This is a genomic window from Methylomonas sp. MK1, from assembly GCF_000365425.1.
In the GTDB taxonomy this organism is placed as follows: Bacteria; Pseudomonadota; Gammaproteobacteria; order Methylococcales; family Methylomonadaceae; genus Methylomonas.
On the sequence record NZ_AQOV01000001.1, the window covers coordinates 2,973,948 to 2,990,434 of the forward strand.

General features: G+C 52.7%; 16 protein-coding genes. 12 read left to right on the forward strand and 4 right to left on the reverse strand.

Annotation, left to right across the window (positions count from 1 at the left end; genetic code table 11):
* The first annotated feature begins 322 nt into the window (after positions 1-322).
* From G006_RS0114110 to G006_RS0114120, 3 genes are read left to right on the forward strand one after another with little or no spacing between them, the layout of a single operon-like run.
* A complete protein-coding gene (locus G006_RS0114110; protein ID WP_020483849.1) occupies positions 323-502 on the forward strand; it encodes a hypothetical protein in 180 nt (59 codons plus the stop codon).
* Positions 503-967: an RDD family protein gene (locus G006_RS0114115; RefSeq protein WP_020483850.1), complete on the forward strand. Its 465-nt coding sequence runs from the start codon at positions 503-505 to the stop codon at positions 965-967.
* Between the two features lie 59 nt (positions 968-1,026).
* On the forward strand, positions 1,027-1,413 hold the full coding sequence (locus G006_RS0114120; RefSeq protein WP_020483851.1) for a hypothetical protein: 387 nt from the start codon (positions 1,027-1,029) through the stop codon (positions 1,411-1,413).
* Positions 1,414-1,491: 78 nt separating this feature from the next.
* Here G006_RS0114120 and lptG read toward each other — a convergent pair whose 3' ends face one another.
* Both lptG and lptF read right to left on the reverse strand, forming a co-directional pair.
* On the reverse strand, positions 1,492-2,559 hold the full coding sequence (gene lptG / locus G006_RS0114125) for an LPS export ABC transporter permease LptG (RefSeq protein WP_026147061.1): 1,068 nt from the start codon (positions 2,557-2,559) through the stop codon (positions 1,492-1,494).
* Positions 2,559-3,692: an LPS export ABC transporter permease LptF gene (gene lptF, locus G006_RS0114130; RefSeq protein ID WP_020483853.1), complete on the reverse strand. Its 1,134-nt coding sequence runs from the start codon at positions 3,690-3,692 to the stop codon at positions 2,559-2,561. The genes lptG and lptF overlap by 1 nt, the downstream gene beginning before the upstream one ends.
* A gap of 91 nt (positions 3,693-3,783) precedes the next feature.
* Between lptF and G006_RS0114135 the strand changes: the two genes are divergently transcribed.
* The 6 genes from G006_RS0114135 (at position 3,784) to G006_RS0114160 (ending at position 9,423) form a co-directional block, all read left to right on the forward strand.
* Positions 3,784-5,268, forward strand: a complete 1,485-nt coding sequence (locus G006_RS0114135) for a leucyl aminopeptidase (protein WP_020483854.1) — start codon at positions 3,784-3,786, stop codon at positions 5,266-5,268.
* Positions 5,269-5,433: 165 nt separating this feature from the next.
* On the forward strand, positions 5,434-5,889 hold the full coding sequence (locus G006_RS0114140; RefSeq protein WP_020483855.1) for a DNA polymerase III subunit chi: 456 nt from the start codon (positions 5,434-5,436) through the stop codon (positions 5,887-5,889).
* Positions 5,890-6,128: 239 nt separating this feature from the next.
* Entirely contained in the window at positions 6,129-7,265 is a 1,137-nt protein-coding gene (locus G006_RS0114145; RefSeq protein WP_020483856.1) for an efflux RND transporter periplasmic adaptor subunit, read from the forward strand.
* Entirely contained in the window at positions 7,262-7,933 is a 672-nt protein-coding gene (locus G006_RS0114150) for an ABC transporter ATP-binding protein (protein ID WP_020483857.1), read from the forward strand. The genes G006_RS0114145 and G006_RS0114150 overlap by 4 nt, the downstream gene beginning before the upstream one ends.
* Positions 7,934-8,047: 114 nt before the next feature.
* Complete coding sequence (locus G006_RS25585) at positions 8,048-8,458, forward strand: hypothetical protein (RefSeq protein WP_020483858.1); 411 nt, start codon at positions 8,048-8,050, stop codon at positions 8,456-8,458.
* A 65-nt stretch (positions 8,459-8,523) separates the two neighbouring features.
* Positions 8,524-9,423 (forward strand): hypothetical protein, encoded by a 900-nt coding sequence (locus G006_RS0114160; RefSeq protein ID WP_020483859.1) that lies wholly within the window; start codon positions 8,524-8,526, stop codon positions 9,421-9,423.
* A gap of 109 nt (positions 9,424-9,532) precedes the next feature.
* Here G006_RS0114160 and G006_RS0114165 read toward each other — a convergent pair whose 3' ends face one another.
* On the reverse strand, positions 9,533-10,447 hold the full coding sequence (locus tag G006_RS0114165; RefSeq protein ID WP_033193936.1) for a DMT family transporter: 915 nt from the start codon (positions 10,445-10,447) through the stop codon (positions 9,533-9,535).
* A 148-nt stretch (positions 10,448-10,595) separates the two neighbouring features.
* The gene (locus G006_RS0114170; RefSeq protein ID WP_020483861.1) at positions 10,596-11,561 is read right to left on the reverse strand and encodes a helix-turn-helix transcriptional regulator; all 966 of its coding nucleotides are present in this window, start codon (positions 11,559-11,561) and stop codon (positions 10,596-10,598) included.
* Positions 11,562-11,859: 298 nt separating this feature from the next.
* Between G006_RS0114170 and G006_RS0114175 the strand changes: the two genes are divergently transcribed.
* The 3 genes from G006_RS0114175 to G006_RS0114185 all read left to right on the forward strand — a co-directional run bounded on the left by G006_RS0114175 (position 11,860) and on the right by G006_RS0114185 (position 16,486).
* Positions 11,860-13,851, forward strand: coding sequence for a TonB-dependent receptor (locus G006_RS0114175; protein ID WP_020483862.1), 1,992 nt, complete (start codon positions 11,860-11,862; stop codon positions 13,849-13,851).
* A gap of 65 nt (positions 13,852-13,916) precedes the next feature.
* Positions 13,917-15,131 (forward strand): amidohydrolase family protein, encoded by a 1,215-nt coding sequence (locus tag G006_RS0114180; protein ID WP_051067717.1) that lies wholly within the window; start codon positions 13,917-13,919, stop codon positions 15,129-15,131.
* Positions 15,132-15,280: 149 nt separating this feature from the next.
* Entirely contained in the window at positions 15,281-16,486 is a 1,206-nt protein-coding gene (locus tag G006_RS0114185; RefSeq protein WP_020483864.1) for an ABC transporter permease, read from the forward strand.
* Position 16,487 lies beyond the last annotated feature (1 nt).

Genomic DNA, 16,487 nt, shown 5'->3' on the forward strand with positions numbered 1-16,487 from the left:
TCGACCCCGCCGACTCATTGACCGGTTCGGCAACTTGCTCAACCGGTGAAAAGATTTTTTTGAAGAAACTAAAAATGACTTTATCCCTTATTTTAGAATGACGTGTGCCAGATTTTTCGAGGCTTCGGGCGCGAACGTCCTAGCGGGCTTATCATAACACCTCGCCAGATTTAAGCTCAATCCAGCACATTCTTTTACATTCCCTTGTGTTAAATGTAGAATTTCGCCATTCGCCGAATATTTTGGTGTAATAACATAAAAATTGGCTGTACTTGTCGCCCTTAGGCCGGCGACGGGGAATTTATATCGGAGAGTGGAGCGTATGTTTAAAAAAATTTTACTGGGTTTTGTAGACCAGCCTGTATTTACTAGTCTATTCGTCGCCGATTTCGCGTTGTTGGTTTTCCATAGACCGCCCTTTCTGTTTTCCATTGTCATGATCGGCGCGCTGGTGGGCATGAGCATGTATATGGGGCAAAAACTGGCGATTTTCGACAAATAATTGCGACAATCCTCTAAATCAAGTATCCCAAAACCCGGCGCGGATTCACCGTCCGCGCCGGGTTTTTTGCGTCGGCTGGCAGCCGCCTGTTACGACGCTTTCTTACTGTTGGCGATATGGTTTTTCGCCACAGCCATCGCTCTGCCCTTCAACGCCGGCCAGGCATTCGCCAGTGATCAGTTTTTTTATCCGCTCTATCTGCTGATCATCAGTTTTGTGTTTTACGGCTGGTTTTGGACCCACGGCGGCCAAACCCTGGGCTTGCGTGCCTGGAAAATCAAAGTCAGCACCTTGGACGGCCAGTCTCTCAACTGGCAGCAAGCCGGCATCCGCTTTATTGGCGGCTTGTTATCCTGGGCTTGTTTAGGTCTGGGATTTTTCTGGTGTCTATTCGATAAAAACGGCCAATGCTGGCACGATTATCTGTCAAAAACACGCTTGGTTTTTCAGGAAGAAAAGCGCTGACGGCAAAAGCGGATATGCTATATTCGGCGCTCGATTAATCTCTCACCCGGGAGCATACAATGAAAACAATAACAATACTTTTATCCCTGTTTGCCGCGTTCGCGACATCTACAGCCAGTGCCGAGATCAAACTACAGGACAATTCCAAGCTGCTAGGCAAATGGCAGGTCACTCACGAAGCGCTTGCGTTGGATCGCGAAAAGAAGCCTTTGCATGTGACTTGGGAATTTCAAAAAGACGGTACTTTGATAACTACCGGTGAAGATGCGCGGAGCGGGATTGGCGAAATGACTATCCCGATCAAATATAGCGTGGCGGATGGTGTGATCAAAAAACAAATCACGCCAGGCCGGGAAAAATACGAAGATTGCGCTGTCGTGGAAATGGACGACAAAAATGTGGTGTTGAAATGTAAATTTCTTTATTTGTTCATGACTCGCAAATAACGGTAGTCATAAGGTTGGCCGACTCTCCACGGAACGGAAGCAATCGTTTTCCGTTCCGCAGAGGGGGCCTAATTCCAGCTAGCTGCCCCGCCTAACCGCGATCAGCGCGCCGCAAAATACCAACGCACTGGGCAACATTGCCATCAACATCGGATTCATGTCGTAAACCAGACCGACATGGCCGGCAATCCTGTCGAAAATGTTAAAGGTCATCCCGATCACGATCCCCATCATGATGCGCGCGCCGGTACTGGTGCCGCGACCGATACCGATCACGAACGGCGCCGACACCATCAACATCACAAAGGTCACAAACGGGTTGATCAAACGGCTCCAGAATGCCAACTCGTAAATTTGCGATTTTTGATTGTTCTGTTTCAGGAAGTCGATGTACATGAACAAATCGTAAAGCGACAGATTGTCAGATTTGACTACGGCCACTTTCAACAAATCCGAGTCGATGCTGGATTTCCACGCCTGTTCGGCTTGAGTGCCGGCAAATATTTGCTGGCGATTGATTTCGGATTGTTTGACGCTTTCCAGACGCCATTGTTTATCGCCTAAAAACTGCGCATGCTCGGCTTGCGTGATGCGGTTGAGTTTGTGTGCATCGTCGACATCGTAAATCCGCACGTCGGCCAGAGAGCCGTCATCAAGAATTTTCCGGACATTGATAAAGCTGTTCCCCTCTCTCAGCCACATCCCGTATTGGGAACGCATCACTACGCCGTCGTGCAGCGCGGTGGTTTTCAGCACTTGCGCAGCGCGTTCGCATGACGGCGCCACGAATTCGCCCACCAGCACGGCAACAGTCACCAGCAACAAACCCGCCAGCATAATGGTTCTGATGATCCAGGCGATTGATAAACCCGCGCCGCGCATCGCGACAATCTCGCGATTATTCGCCATCGAGCCCACCACGAACAAGCTACCCAGCAAAGCCGCCGACGGCACCAACTCGTAGAACACCCGTGGCGAGGTTAATGTCAAAAACCACAAAATCTGTTTCAAGCCGTAACCGCCTTGCCCCAAATCTTTTAACTCATCGCTGAAGCTGAACAGATTGAACAGCGTCAATAACAATATCACCGCAATCAGGGACCCCTTGACGACTTCCTTGACGATATAAATGGTCAATACGTTGATCATGCCAGCTTCTCCTTAAGACTTTGCGACAACCATTGCCAGCCATACAAGCGCATCAACATCAATAAACCCAATACCAGTAATAAAGCATCCACCCAGAAATATCCCAGCCAGGACGGTAACGCCCCGCTGATCACCCAACTGTGATTGACCCGTTGCAAATTGCCGTAAACGAAATAAATCCCAAAAGCCACCAGCATACTGCCGTATATGCCGCCGCGCGGCGACAGCTTGGCCAAGGGCACCGCCAGAAAAGCCAATAAAATGACCCCCAACGGTGTGCTGAAACGGTCTTGCAATTCGGCGACATCCCGCAATTCCGGCGACAGCCATAAATTCTCGGTGGCAGCGGCCTCGCGCCCCAAATTCAAAATGGTGACCTTTTTTTCGATCAACACGGCATATTCTTTAAACGCCTCAATGGTGAAATCCTTGTTACCGGGAACCCCTTGAATTCGCTCGCCATTTTCCAACACCAGATACAAACCGCCGGGCAGATTTTTCAACCAGCCGTATTCGGCATTCACCACGCCGGTTTTGTCGCCTTGTTTGTTTTGCACAAACACCTTATGCATCCGGCCTTCGTCGTCGACGTTTTCGGTGTAAAAAATCAACTCGCCGTCGCTGTACTCGCTGAAGCGGCCGGCGGCGATGCCGCGAATATCGGCATTTTGTTTATCCTGATGCATCAACTGCTCAGTTTTGGCCTCCGCCCACGGCGAAGCCAGCATCGATAGCGCCATACCCGCCAGACTTAAGGGCACAACCAGCATAAATATCGCCCGGTAAATGGTAAACACGCTGCCGCCGGCCGACGAAATCGCCGCCATCTCCTGCTCGCGATACATGCGGCCCAACACCATTAACACTGCCATGAACAGCGCGGCCGGCAAGAAGGTGGTAGTGGCGATGATGATTTTCAAACCCAATAAGGTCATCACCGTATCGTTGGCGATATTGCCCTCGATAGCTTGCGCCAACACCTTGATAAATTTGCGGCTGACGATGATCACCACCAATACCACCAATACGGCGGTGACTGTCTGAAACAGCTCCTTGATTATCATTTTATCCAGCACCGTCAACAGCCGGAAAGGCCGGCCCGCGCTGGGTAATCCTCGCTCAATGCTCAACAACTCACTCCTAATTTCTAAGGTATAATCGAACCACAGACCGCTGCACCCGGCGCAAACCCTCAATCCCAGACACTTACAGACTACTCTCATGGACTATTCTATAGAAAGCTCACCCTTAGACAAACTGCAAAGCGACTGTCTGCTGGTCGGAATCTACGAAAATCAACAACTCAGCCCGGCGGCAATCCAGCTGGACAGCCTATTCGGCGGCTTGCTGACTAAATTAATCGGCCGCGGCGACATCAAGGGCAAAAACGCCGAAACCCTGCTGATTAATAACCTGCCCGACGGCAATATCGCCCGCATCGTGTTGCTCGGCTTCGGGGAGCGCGGCAAAGTCACCCGCAAGCAATACCGTAAAGCCTTGGCCGCAGCCATCAAAACCGTCAAGGATAGCAAAGTCAGCGCCGCCAGCACCGCTCTGCTGGATATAGACGTCAACGGCGCGGACAGCCAATGGAAAGCCCGCCAAGTCGTCGAGGTATTTAACGACGGCTTGTACCAATACAGCGCCACCAAAAAAGTCGACGACAAAAACCCGCTGCAACGCTTAGCCGTCGTTGCCGACGACAGCCAAAAAGCCTTGGCCGAAACCGGTCTGCAACAAGGCATCGCTATTGCTAAAGGCATGGAATTGGCCAAACACTTGGCCGATCTGCCCGGCAATATCTGCACGCCCACGCATCTGGCCGAACAAGCCTTGGCTCTGGCCGGTGAACACGACAAACTGAATTGCGAGATTTTGGAAGAAAGCGACATGGAAGCGCTGGGCATGGGCTCGTTCTTGTCCGTATCGCGCGGCAGTCGCCAGCCGGCCAAATTGATTTGCCTGGATTACCAAGGCGGCGACAGCAACGCCAAGCCCATCGTCTTGATCGGCAAAGGCCTGACGTTCGACGCCGGCGGCATTTCCTTGAAGCCGGGTCTGGGCATGGACGAAATGAAATACGATATGTGCGGCGGGGCTAGCGTGTTAGGACTGATACGCATGGCTACAACATTAAATCTGAAACTGAACATCGTTGGTCTGATTCCGGCCTCGGAAAACCTGCCGGATGGCGCAGCCAACAAACCCGGCGACATCTGGACCAGCATGTCCGGCAAAACCATCGAAATCTTGAACACCGACGCCGAAGGCCGCTTGATTTTGTGCGACACGCTAACCTACGCCAAAAAATACAACCCCGACGTAGTGATCGACATGGCAACCTTGACCGGCGCCGTTATCGTCGCCTTGGGCCGGGTACCGAGCGGTTTGTTTGGCAACGACGACAAACTGTGCAACGATTTACTTAGCGCCGGCGATACCGCCTGCGACTTGGTTTGGCGCATGCCGATCTGGGAAGAATACCAGGAGCAATTAAAATCCAATTTCGCCGACCTGGCCAACATCGGCGGCCCGGACGGCGGCAGCATCACGGCGGCGGTGTTTTTATCCAAATTTGCCGAAGAATTCCGCTGGGCGCATATCGATATCGCTGGTACCGCTTGGCGCACCGGCGCCAATAAGGGCGCAACCGGCCGGCCGGTGCCCTTGGTTGCGCAATACCTGTTGAATCGCGCTACGGTTTAATGAAGGCGGGGCAGTGCATTAAAGTAAGGCGCCTTGTCACCCCCCTCTTTGAAAAAGAGGGGCTGGGGGGAGATTTTCTAAAATATCCCCCTTTTTTCAGATAGGGAAGTACCTTATTAGCAGCATTAACATAACTCCCCTTACTCAGCGCAGAACTTAACCGACATGACCGAACCCAGTCATTCGCCAGCCCTCCCCGAAGTCAGCTTCTACGTGCTGGCGACGCACGACCAACAGCAACGCCAGGATTTTGCCTGCAAACTGATCGAGAAAATCTACCGCAGCGGCCACTTTCCCTATGTTATGACCGACTCGGTGGAACAAGCCGAGCAAATCGATAAAGCGCTGTGGACGTTTCGGGCCGGCAGTTTTATTCCCCACCAAATCTATCGCGGTGAAATCCCGGCATTTGCCAGCACCATTCTGATTGGCGGTGAAAACATCCCGGACGGTTGGCATAAAATCGTCGTCAACCTGTCGAGTCTTTACCCGCCGACCGCGGCCCCGACCGAACGCATTCTGGAAATACTGGATAACAGTGAAGAGTGTAAGCAGGCCGGCCGCCAGCGTTACCGGCATTACCAGCAAGCCCAACTGGCCATCGCTACCCACAAAATGTAAGGTGGGCACGTGGCGATCTAGCAAAAGCGTAAGTAAGGCTTTTTCACGGTTATAGCCAGCTAGAGCGAAGCTCAGAATAGCGGAGTCCCAACTTGCACAACACATCCGGCTTAAAATGGCGCTCAAGCAACGCGGCCCGATTCCAGCTACTGAGCGACCAGAGGAAGTAGTTCACCGCTTGGCAATCAAGCATTGTCAATGTAGGCTACCGGTATAGCCCTTATCCGCCCACTCTCTCCATGAAAAGTAAAACGCTGATTGTTGCCGCCTTGCTTATAGCCATCGCCGCACTATTTTTCTACAGCCGCCGCCCGCAACCGGTTGATGTGGAGGTTTATACCCTTGCGGAAGGCGAGATGCGGGCAACGGTGGCGAATACGCGGGTGGGGACGGTGAAAGCCTGTCGGCGTGCTTATCTGGCGCCGGCTACGGGCGGGCAAGTGGCGAGTTTGTTGGTTAAGGAAGGCGACAAGGTTAAGCAGGGGCAGGTGTTGCTGGAAGTGTGGAATCAGGATTTGAAAGCTCAAGTGGTTTTGCAAAAAGCCCAAATCAATGCCAGCCGGGCCAGTGCCGAACAGGCTTGCCAGTTGGCAGGCGGCGCGGAGCGGGAAGCGGCGCGGATGACCGAATTGCAGAAACACAAAAATGTGGTTTCGGTAGAGCAGGTTGATAAGTCGGTGACTGGTGGCAAATCGCAACGCGCCGGGTGCAAGGCAGCGCTGCAAGCCATTGAAGTGGCTGAGGCGCAATTGGGCGTCGCCGAGGCGGCTGTACAGCGCACTTTGGTTAAAGCGCCGTTCGATGGCACAGTGGCGGAGGTGAATGCCGAATTGGGCGAGTTCGTCACGCCATCGCCGCCGGGGATTCCGACCTTGCCGCCTATCGATTTGCTGGATGTTAGTTGTCTGACTGTCTCGGCGCCTATCGATGAAGTCGATGCGGCCAGTATCAAGACCGGCATGACTGCTTGTGTGTCGCTGGATGCGTTTCCGGATAAGCGCTGTTCCGGCATCGTCACCCGGGTCGCGCCCTATGTGCTGGAAAAAGAAAAACAGGCGCGCACGGTGGAAGTGGAAGTGACTTTGCGCGATCCCAAAGATCTGGCGGAGTTGTTGCCGGGTTACAGTGCCGACATCGAAGTGTTACTTAGTCAAAAAGACCGCACGCTGCGTTTGCCTGCCGAGGCGATTCTGGACAATCACCGCGTGTTGTTGATAGACAAAGATAATGTGCTGCATGAACAAAGCTTCCAGCCCGGCCTGTCTAACTGGAGTTTCACCGAAGTACTGTCCGGGCTAAAGGCGGGCGACCAAGTCGTGACATCGGTTGGTAAGGAAGGTGTGGCAGCCGGCGTCACGGTCCGCGTCAAGCCATGATTCAACTCAGCGGCATTCACCGGGAATTTCAGGTGGGCGAGCAGACCGTACAGGCCTTGAACGGTATAGACCTGTCTATCGGTCCCGGCGAATATGTGTCGGTGATGGGGCCGTCCGGATCAGGTAAATCGACGCTGTTAAACATTGTCGCACTGCTTGACCAGCCCTCGTCGGGCCAATACTTACTAAACGGCACCGATGTCACCCGGCAAAGTGACGACGAGCTGGCGCGGATTCGCCGCGACAATATCGGCTTCGTGTTTCAATTTTTTCATTTGATCCCCAGGCTCACCGCAGCGGAAAACATCGAAATGCCGATGATTTTGGCCGGGGTCGATAGCAAGCAGCGCAAGCAACGCGTGCTAGAGGCGTTGGCCTCGGTTAATTTACTGGATCGGGCAGAGCATAAGCCCAATCAATTGTCCGGCGGCCAGTTGCAACGTATAGCCATCGCCAGGGCAATGATCATGCAGCCCGGTATCCTGCTGGCCGATGAGCCGACCGGTAATCTGGACAGCAAATCAGGTCAGGACATTATCGAGTTGTTGGAAAATCTGAATCGGCAAGGCGTGACTTTGATCATCATCACTCACGATCAAAATATCGGTGGCAGGGCTAAGCGGCAATTGCGAATTGTCGATGGACTTTTGGCAGATCGCTCGGTTTAGTTTTTCAGTTTGGGCGGTGCTGAAAATGCTTGGTAGCGATAACTTTGTCGTTAGAGTCTTCCTGGTTGTGCGATACTGTCCGCAGAGTTAAAGCGCCAGTGGCGCCGAGGAGGGATGATGGAGCGATATAGATTAAGTTTTTGTAATGCCATCAAGCTGGATGAGGATTTGGCGGAGTTTATTGTCGATGAGGGTGTGGAACTGAACTTGGCTCTTGTCGACGAATATCATGCTTGGATCGTGGCGCATTTGCAGAGGCCCTATCTGCTGCTGGTTCACAAAGTAAACGCCTACCACTATGACTTTGCCTCGCAAACCGCTATGGGCACTTTGCTCGGTATTAAAGCGGCGGCATTTGTGGTGTATAGCCATATCAGCCAGCTAACCACCCAAGTTATGTTGTCAATGCCGCGGGATGCCGATTGGGTTTATCGGATTTTCAATAATCGCGACGATGCGTTGATTTGGTTGGGAATGCAGCGGGAATCGAATGATCAGGCAATGTCCTTGACGGAAAAATTTTAAAATCCACCCTTAAGTCATTAATTCGTTAGAATCTGCGTCTTTATCCACAGATTGGGAAATTTTTTGTGACTCAGGCCAAATATCGTTCTATTTTTACGCCCGCCAGCGACGCGCAACGGCAGGAAAATTTTGCCGATTATTGGCTGTTTACCCAACAACATGGTGGTGAGTTGCTGGAAGCAGACCGGGATTTGGCTAAAAAACGCGAACGATTGGCGTATTTTCAAAATAATCCGGTGCGCTTGCACAAGCCCTTGGCGGACCCGGAAGCGTTTTATCGCAATTATGTGAAGATGGTGGACGAGCCAAAATCCCTGGACAAGCTGACCTTGTTACTCTGCGGTATATATAAATTTGCTCGGCACGAATGGGTGGGCATCAAAGGCGCTTGGGATGTGGTGCCGGATATGGCCAATTCGCACAGTGTAGAAGATAAGATTTCTCGCGTGCATCTGGCTGAAGAATTTTGCCATTGGCGTTTGTTCGACGAAATGCTCAAAACCTGCGGATTGGAGCGGGTGGTCTGGGAACCGTTGACCCCGTTTAAGGAAATGATCTACGAACAGTTTCCCAAGTTGCCGGGGGTATTGATGGATACGCCGGCCTTCGTCACGGAGTTGATGGGCGTCAGCTTCTATTGCCATCTGTATCAGTTATTCGACGAGTTATTGGCCGACGAGCCGGAAGTTCGGAATCGTCTGAAAGCTTTGTTGGACGAAATCACCATCGACGAAGTCGCCCATGTCGGCCAGCGCCGTAATTTCATCGGGCCATTGGGTATTAAGATTGCCCGCTATCTGGTTAAGCCGTTTTACATCATGTTTTATCAGGATATTCCGGAAGTCGGCGTACTGTTTGATGTTAAAAAAATGATCGCCCATGGCGAAGCGTTTGATTTTAATGAATTGCCGGACTACATGATCGCGCGCAGTTGGATTCCATCTTATTGCAAGGTTGCGACTTAAAGTCTGGTCTCGAAAGCGCCGGCCAATTCAGCAATAACATGCCGATGGTCAGGCGTTGCAAGCAACCCGGTATTTCATAAAGCAAGAATAGATGCCTGGCTGGTCTGGCTTAACGTAAAAACGGCAACATCACGCCAAACACTAAAATCAGCGCGGCTCCGACCAGGGCGGTTTGGCCGGGAATTTGTTCGAACAGCACGACGCTCCAGGCCAGGCTTAATACCGGGGCCAAATAACCGATGGAGCTGACCAAGGCCGCGGGCGCCGCTTGATAAGCCCGGGTCATGTAATGTTGCGCGCCGCTGCCCGACAGACCTACCAAGAGTAATAAGCCCCAGCTTTGCGGCGAGCCCGGCAGGCGATAGCCAAAGCGCGCAAAATAAAAGCCGTGTAACACCAAGCCGACGAGGCAAAAATAGAAAATCACCGTTTGCGGCGTATTACTGCGCCCGGCGCGCGCCACCATCAAATACGCCAGCGCCGACAGCAGGCCGGCCAGCAACGCCATGGCTTGACCAAACAGGTTATGGCTATTGTGCAGGTCAAATAGCAAAGATACTCCGCAAAACGATCCAATAATCGCCAGCCAAACCAGCAGCGAGTTTTTTTGGCCCAGAACCAGTGGCCCTAACAGCATCACGAACACACCGCTGCTGGCGGTCAGAAAAGCGCTTTCGCCGGGACCGATGCGGGCGATGGCGGAGAATGACAGCATCAAGGCTGTGCTACCGAACAAGCCGCGCAACCACAGCGAAGGGCGGGCGTCGCCGAACAGACCGATCAGTCGGCCGCCGATCAGCGCCGGGATTATCAGGATCAATAAATTGGCCAGGATGCGGATAAAGCTGATCATGCTGGGCGGCAAGCCGGGATCGAGTAGGCCAATCGCATATGCGCCGGCGTTCATAACCGAAAACAACACACAAGCGACCAGCATGTAGATTAGGCCGAGGCGGCTGTTAGACGGCGGCAAGATAGGTTTGGGTTTTTGAATAGATTGCGGCTGATTAGTGGCGGCGGGCACTGATGCTTGGTTTAAGAGAGGTAAGGGCTAAGTAGGTCGATAATCAGGTGTGTCGGCTCGGCCTGATGGCCTGCAAATCCAGAATATCTATGATCCCGCCGGCTTACCGACACACAAATTTAGTCGGAGCCGCGTCTATATTAAACCCTTAAGGTTTGGATGTGTGGTTTTTGGCAATATTGCCGGGGGATATTCCGAAATATTTGCTAAAAGCGCTGCTGAAATTGCTGGCGTGATTGTATCCGACGTGGGCGGCGGCAATGTCGATTTGGCAACGGCTGGATTCCAATAACTGATATGCGGTTTTCATTCGAATCTCTAATAATAAGCCATACGGCGTAGTATTAAAAAAGTGATGAAACAATTGCTTTAATTTAAATTGATTAGTGCCGACACGTTTTGATAATTCCGCAACAGACGGCGGGTTTTTATATTCATTTAATAGAATACTACGCGCGGCTTGGGCTATGGCCTTGTCTTTTTGCGAAAATACCGGCGAGCTCTTCTGATTGTCTTGCCATAGATGCCCCATTTCGGCGGCTAATATCGACATGGCTTGGCCGTGCATAAACAGATGTTTTACCGGATTGTCCGGATCGCAATTTAATAACTGTCGCGTGGCAATTAATGCCGCGTTCGAAATCGGTTTATAGCTTATTAAACTAATACCATTCTTATTAAAAAATCGCGTTGCGGTATTTTCGCCGAAATATCTAGTTAACCAGGATTTACTCATCGAAAATCGCACTTGAGCCATCGGATTATTGGCTTGATATTGGCGCTCGCCAATACTGGAGCTAAATGCAGTTATCGACGTATAGCCTTCATTAAAAGTAATTTCGCGGCCTTGCGCATCGACGAATCGCGACTGCCCTTGCATGCCCAACGTCACGACCAGACGAGGGTTATGCTGATCCATCCGGGTCAGGATAGCTAAATCCTGACTGGGCTGATAATGGGTTTCGATATAGTTCAGGTCCTGATCTAGGGGAAACAGAGTCGAGTGGCCTTTGCCCATTTCATGCGGTAGATACTCAGTCAGGCAATTGCCTTGCTGTTGGGAATGCAATTCGTCGTTTTTGATGCGCCAGCGTCCCGCCGTTTTTTTCGTCATCGTAATTTCTGTGTTGTTACCAATAAGAAAATTTTATTTAAACTATGTTATTTGGCTTAATTAATAGTTATTAAATAGGCTGTCGAGTTTTTTGGATGAAATAATCGAACAAATAGGCATGATCGGTTGCTACTTATAGCATAAAAAATATTACTTTTAGCATATGAAAGGAGCTTAGGCGGCTGCGGGTGATTCGTTAAAATCAGCACTGTGATAAACGCTTTCCATATTCGAACATTAATCGATAAATGTTCGGTGGATCGGGTTTTATATTTGCCGAATGTTGACTGGAATTATCATGAAATACGCCTTGCTGCCCCTACTGAATTTACCCAAGCCCTTTTTGGTTTCCTTGGCGCTACTACAAGCCAGTGCCGCCGTGATGGCGGAGGAAAAGACTGACGAGCTCGATTCCACCGAGGTAGTCGCCAGTCCCATTATCGAAGAAAACCATGTGGACGAGTTCTCCGGCGTGTCCGCAGTCGTGACCGAAGAGCAAATCCGCGATCAGAATGCGCTGGATTTGGCATCCGTATTGAAAAGAACCCCCGGTGTGCAAATCTCGCGCTATAACCCGGTCGGCGCGTTCGGCGGCGACCAGGGCGGCGCAGTTTCGATTCGCGGTCAGGGCTCTGGCCGTCCGGGTAGCGAGATTAAAACCTATATCGACGATATTCCTATGTATATGGCCACCTGGAACCATCCTTTGTTGGATTTGTTGCCCATCAATGGCATGCAATCGATTACGGTGTACAAGGGTCCGCAACCGCATATCAACGGCAACAATTTCGGCTCGATCAACCTGCAAACCAAAACTGCGGTCGAGGATGGCCTGCACGGTAGCGGTCGCTTGTCCGGCGGCTTTTTCGGTACGATTGCCGAGCAAGCGGATGTGCAAGGTAAATACGGCGATTTCGATTTTTCCTTGGCGCAAGGCTATGCCAAATCGGACGGTCATCGCCAAAATGGCTATGGCGAATTGCGCAATGTGATGGGAAAAGCCGGCTACCAGCTAAATCCGCAATGGCGCTCGGATGTGACGTTTCTTTACGCGGATAACAGAGCCGGCGATCCCGGACAATACGGAGTAACGCCGCCTATCGGCGAGTACGATACGGTTGCCGGCATGGTCGCCGCCAGTGTCAGTCATGAGCACGGCGATTGGCAGGGCAAATTTACCCTTTACCATAACGGCGGCGACGGTAACTGGTTGAGTCAAAATACTTACTTCACCGGTTTTGCCGACAACCGCTCGAATCTGCTCAGCCAATACAGCATGGACGGCTTTCGCTGGAAAGAACAGTTTTCGCCGTGGCAGGGCGGCACCTTACTAGCCGGTATCGACAATGAATGGCTGAACGGTAAAGTGACTAACCTGGGCACGCAAACCGGTAACCAAGTCTATCAATTTGCCACCCCCACTTTCAGGCTCACCAGTCCTTATGTGGCGTTGAATCACGATGTGGTGTTGAATAAAGACTGGGTGATGGTACCGTCTATCGGCGTACGTTTTTACGATCACAGCCACTACCAGTCCAAAGCCTCGCCGCATGCCGGTTTGTCATTTGTCTCCGAAGATTTAACCGTGTTCGGTAACGTCTCCAATGGTGTCAATTACCCGGGCATTGACGCGGCGGCTAACTCTGGGGCCTTGTCGAATGTGCCGTTAAATATGTTTTCCGGCGGCTTTTTACCGAATTTTTCAGCCGACGGCTGGCAAAACTTGTCGCCTGAAAACGTCGATCATGCTGAAGTGGGTTTGAAAGCCTCGCCGTTCAAAAGCACAAAAATCGATTTGAGCTTTTTCATCGATAATGTCAAGAACCGCTACGTATTCGATTTAACCCGGGGTGCGTATCTCAATTACGGCTCGTACTGGATGCGCGGCTTGGAAGCTTCTGTAAAACAAGAGCTGATCGCGGACTGGAGCATGTTTGCCGGATTGACTTTGCTCAACCCCAGCATCCCGAATTTGCCCTACACCCCGGAACAAGCGGTAACTGCCGGCATCAACGGCCCCATCGGTCCGCTGCGCTTTTCATTCGACCTGCAATACCAATCAAGAACCTGGGCGTTGAACAGAGCCCGGAATGTCGGCGAAGTGAATAACCAGCGTGTCGAAGCCTTTACCGTGGCAAACACCCGGCTGGCCTATCCTATTGCCGAGTTAGGCAAAAAAGGCGAAGTCTTTGTTAGCGTGGAAAACTTGTTCGACAAACGCTACGTCTATCGCCCAGGTTATCAAATGCCGGGCATTTGGGGACAAATCGGTATTGCCGCTAGCTTCTAGGCGATTTAATCCCCATCAACTCGACAGTGCCGGCTTTCGCCGGCACTGCTTTTTGCGAAATAGCCATGAAATCTCAATCTAGTTTCAACCGCTGCCTCCAATTGCTTTCCGCGCTGGTGCTGACCTTGCCGGGCAGCGTCGCCTTCGCCCAAGACCAACCGTTGCTCATCGCGGCAGCGCGGGTTTTCGATGGCTATACGCTCCGAAACGATGCAGCGGTGCTGATCAGCGAAGGCAAGGTTGCCAGGATAGACGACCGGGAAGCCTTTAACGATAGCGATGCGCCCCGGCTCGATCTCGGCGATGCAACCCTACTGCCCGGTTTTATCGAGTTGCACGCGCATTTAAGCTATCAACATGTCCCGGCCGATACCGTGTTGCGCCATGGCATCACCACGGTGCGCGATGTCGGCGGGCCGCTGCATCAACCCTATGGCGGCGACGGCAGTTTAAGGCTGATGACGTCCGGGCCGATTATCACCGCGCCGGCAGGCTATCCGATACCGAATCTGGGCGAATCCGATATTGCCTTGCCGGTAGCCGATGCAGAACAAGCGCGGCAAGCGGTGCGTAAACTGGTGAGCGGGGGGGCGATGCTGATCAAAGTGGCGTTGGAGCCGGGTGGCGAAGCAGGCGCGCCCTGGTCTGGCGGGCACGCTCACGCTCAATCCCAACACTCGCACACCAACACGCACGATAAGCCTCATAGCTGGCCGATGTTATCTCCGGTTGTGTTGGCGGCCATCGTTGACGAAGCGCATCTACTCGGTCGCCGGGTGGCGGCGCATCTTGCAGAGTCTAAAGGCGCACAATTGGCCTTGGATGCCGGCATCGCCGAATGGGCTCACGCGCCCTGCGACACATTGCCGGATGCGCAATTGCAGCGAGCCGTGGCACAGCAAGTCAGAATCGTCAGTACCATCGATACCCTGTCCAAATGCCCGGGCGTGAGCAGCAATGTCAGGCGCTTAGCCGAGTTAGGTGCGGAGTTTTTGTATGGCGCGGAAATCGCTCATCCCGACATTCCCTGGGGCATAGATGGCCAGGAATTGCTGTACCTGCAACATCTGGCGGGCATGACGCCGTTGGATGTGATACGGACCGCAACCTCCAAAGCCGGTCAGTATCTGAATATACCCTTGCTTGGCACCTTATTGCCGGGTGCGCCGGCCGATCTGATCGCGGTAAAAGGTGATCCGACGCAAAAGATTAAGTTGTTGGAATACCCTGATTTGGTGATGTCCGGCGGCAAGCTGATAATAAATTACTTCGGAAATTGATCTGTTCCGGTTCTATAGGGGCTGCGCTCAGCTTCTGGAAAACCTAAGCTCAAGGCTCTAATCCCGCGGTCTATGGAGCGCGTGCGTTTTAGCTGGGTATTGTTGGCGGTTCCGGCTAAACTGCCGGCTAAGCTTGTTACCCAATCGCCATGCTCAGTAAAGACTTACTCCTTCAGGCCGGCAAAGCCATCCGGACACAACCCCTGCGCGCCGCGCTGATTATTTTGGCGATGAGCATAGGCGTGGCTGCCGTGAATGTGTTGACTGCGTTGGGCGACAGCGCCCGCAATTATGTGGTCCACGAATTCGAATCGTTGGGTACGCATCTGGTCATCGTCCTGCCCGGCCGCACCGAGACCACCGGCGGTCACCCACCCCTATTCGGCGAAACGCCGCGCGATTTGACGCTGGACGATGCTGCCGCCTTGTTCCGCAGCCGGCACGTCGCGGCCATTGCGCCTGTCAGCATCGGCTCGGCGCCGGTGTCGGTCGGCGGTCTGGAGCGGGAAACCAATGTGATGGGCTCTACGCGCGCTTTGTTGCGCGTGCGGCACTTGACGATGGCCCAAGGCCAATTTCTGCCGGAAGCCGACGCCGATAAGGAAATTTCGGTGTGCGTGATCGGCAAAACCATCAGTGAGGAATTGTTTGCGCACCAGCAAGCGGTGGGGCAGTGGCTGCGCATCAACGACCGCCGGTTTCGAGTGATTGGCGTGTTAGCCAAGGAAGGCCAATCGATAGGCACCGGTTTTGACGAATTAATCATCGTGCCGGTGGCGTCCGCGCAAGCCTTGTTCGACAGCCATTCCTTGTTTCGGATTTTAATTGAGGCGCATTCGGAAGCGGCGATGTATAAGGCTGTCGAAGAGGTTCGCACTATCATCAAGCTGCGCCACGAAGGCGAGGACGATGTGACGGTGATTACCCAGGACAGCGTGGTGAATACCTTCGACAAAATCCTGACCGCGTTGACTTTTACCGTGGCCGGTATTGCAGCGGTCAGTCTGGCGGTGGCGGGCGTGTTGGTGATGAATGTGATGCTGGTCAGCGTTAGCCAACGCACCGCGGAAATTGGTTTGCTGAAAGCCTTGGGCGCCACCCAAGGCCAGTTGCAACGCTGGTTTTTATGCGAAGCGGCCCTGCTATCCCTGGCTGGCGCAGTGGTCGGCAGCGTGATAGGCCAGTTCGGTATCTTGGTATTGCAGTGGCTGTATCCGAATTTTCCGGTCGCTTTGCCGCTTTGGGCCCGATTGTCCGCCTTGGCGGTGGCGCTGGTCACCGGTTTGATTTTCGGGGTAATGCCGGCCCGTAAGGCGGCGCGGCTGGACCCGGTCGCGGCTTTGGCGAGGCGCTAAG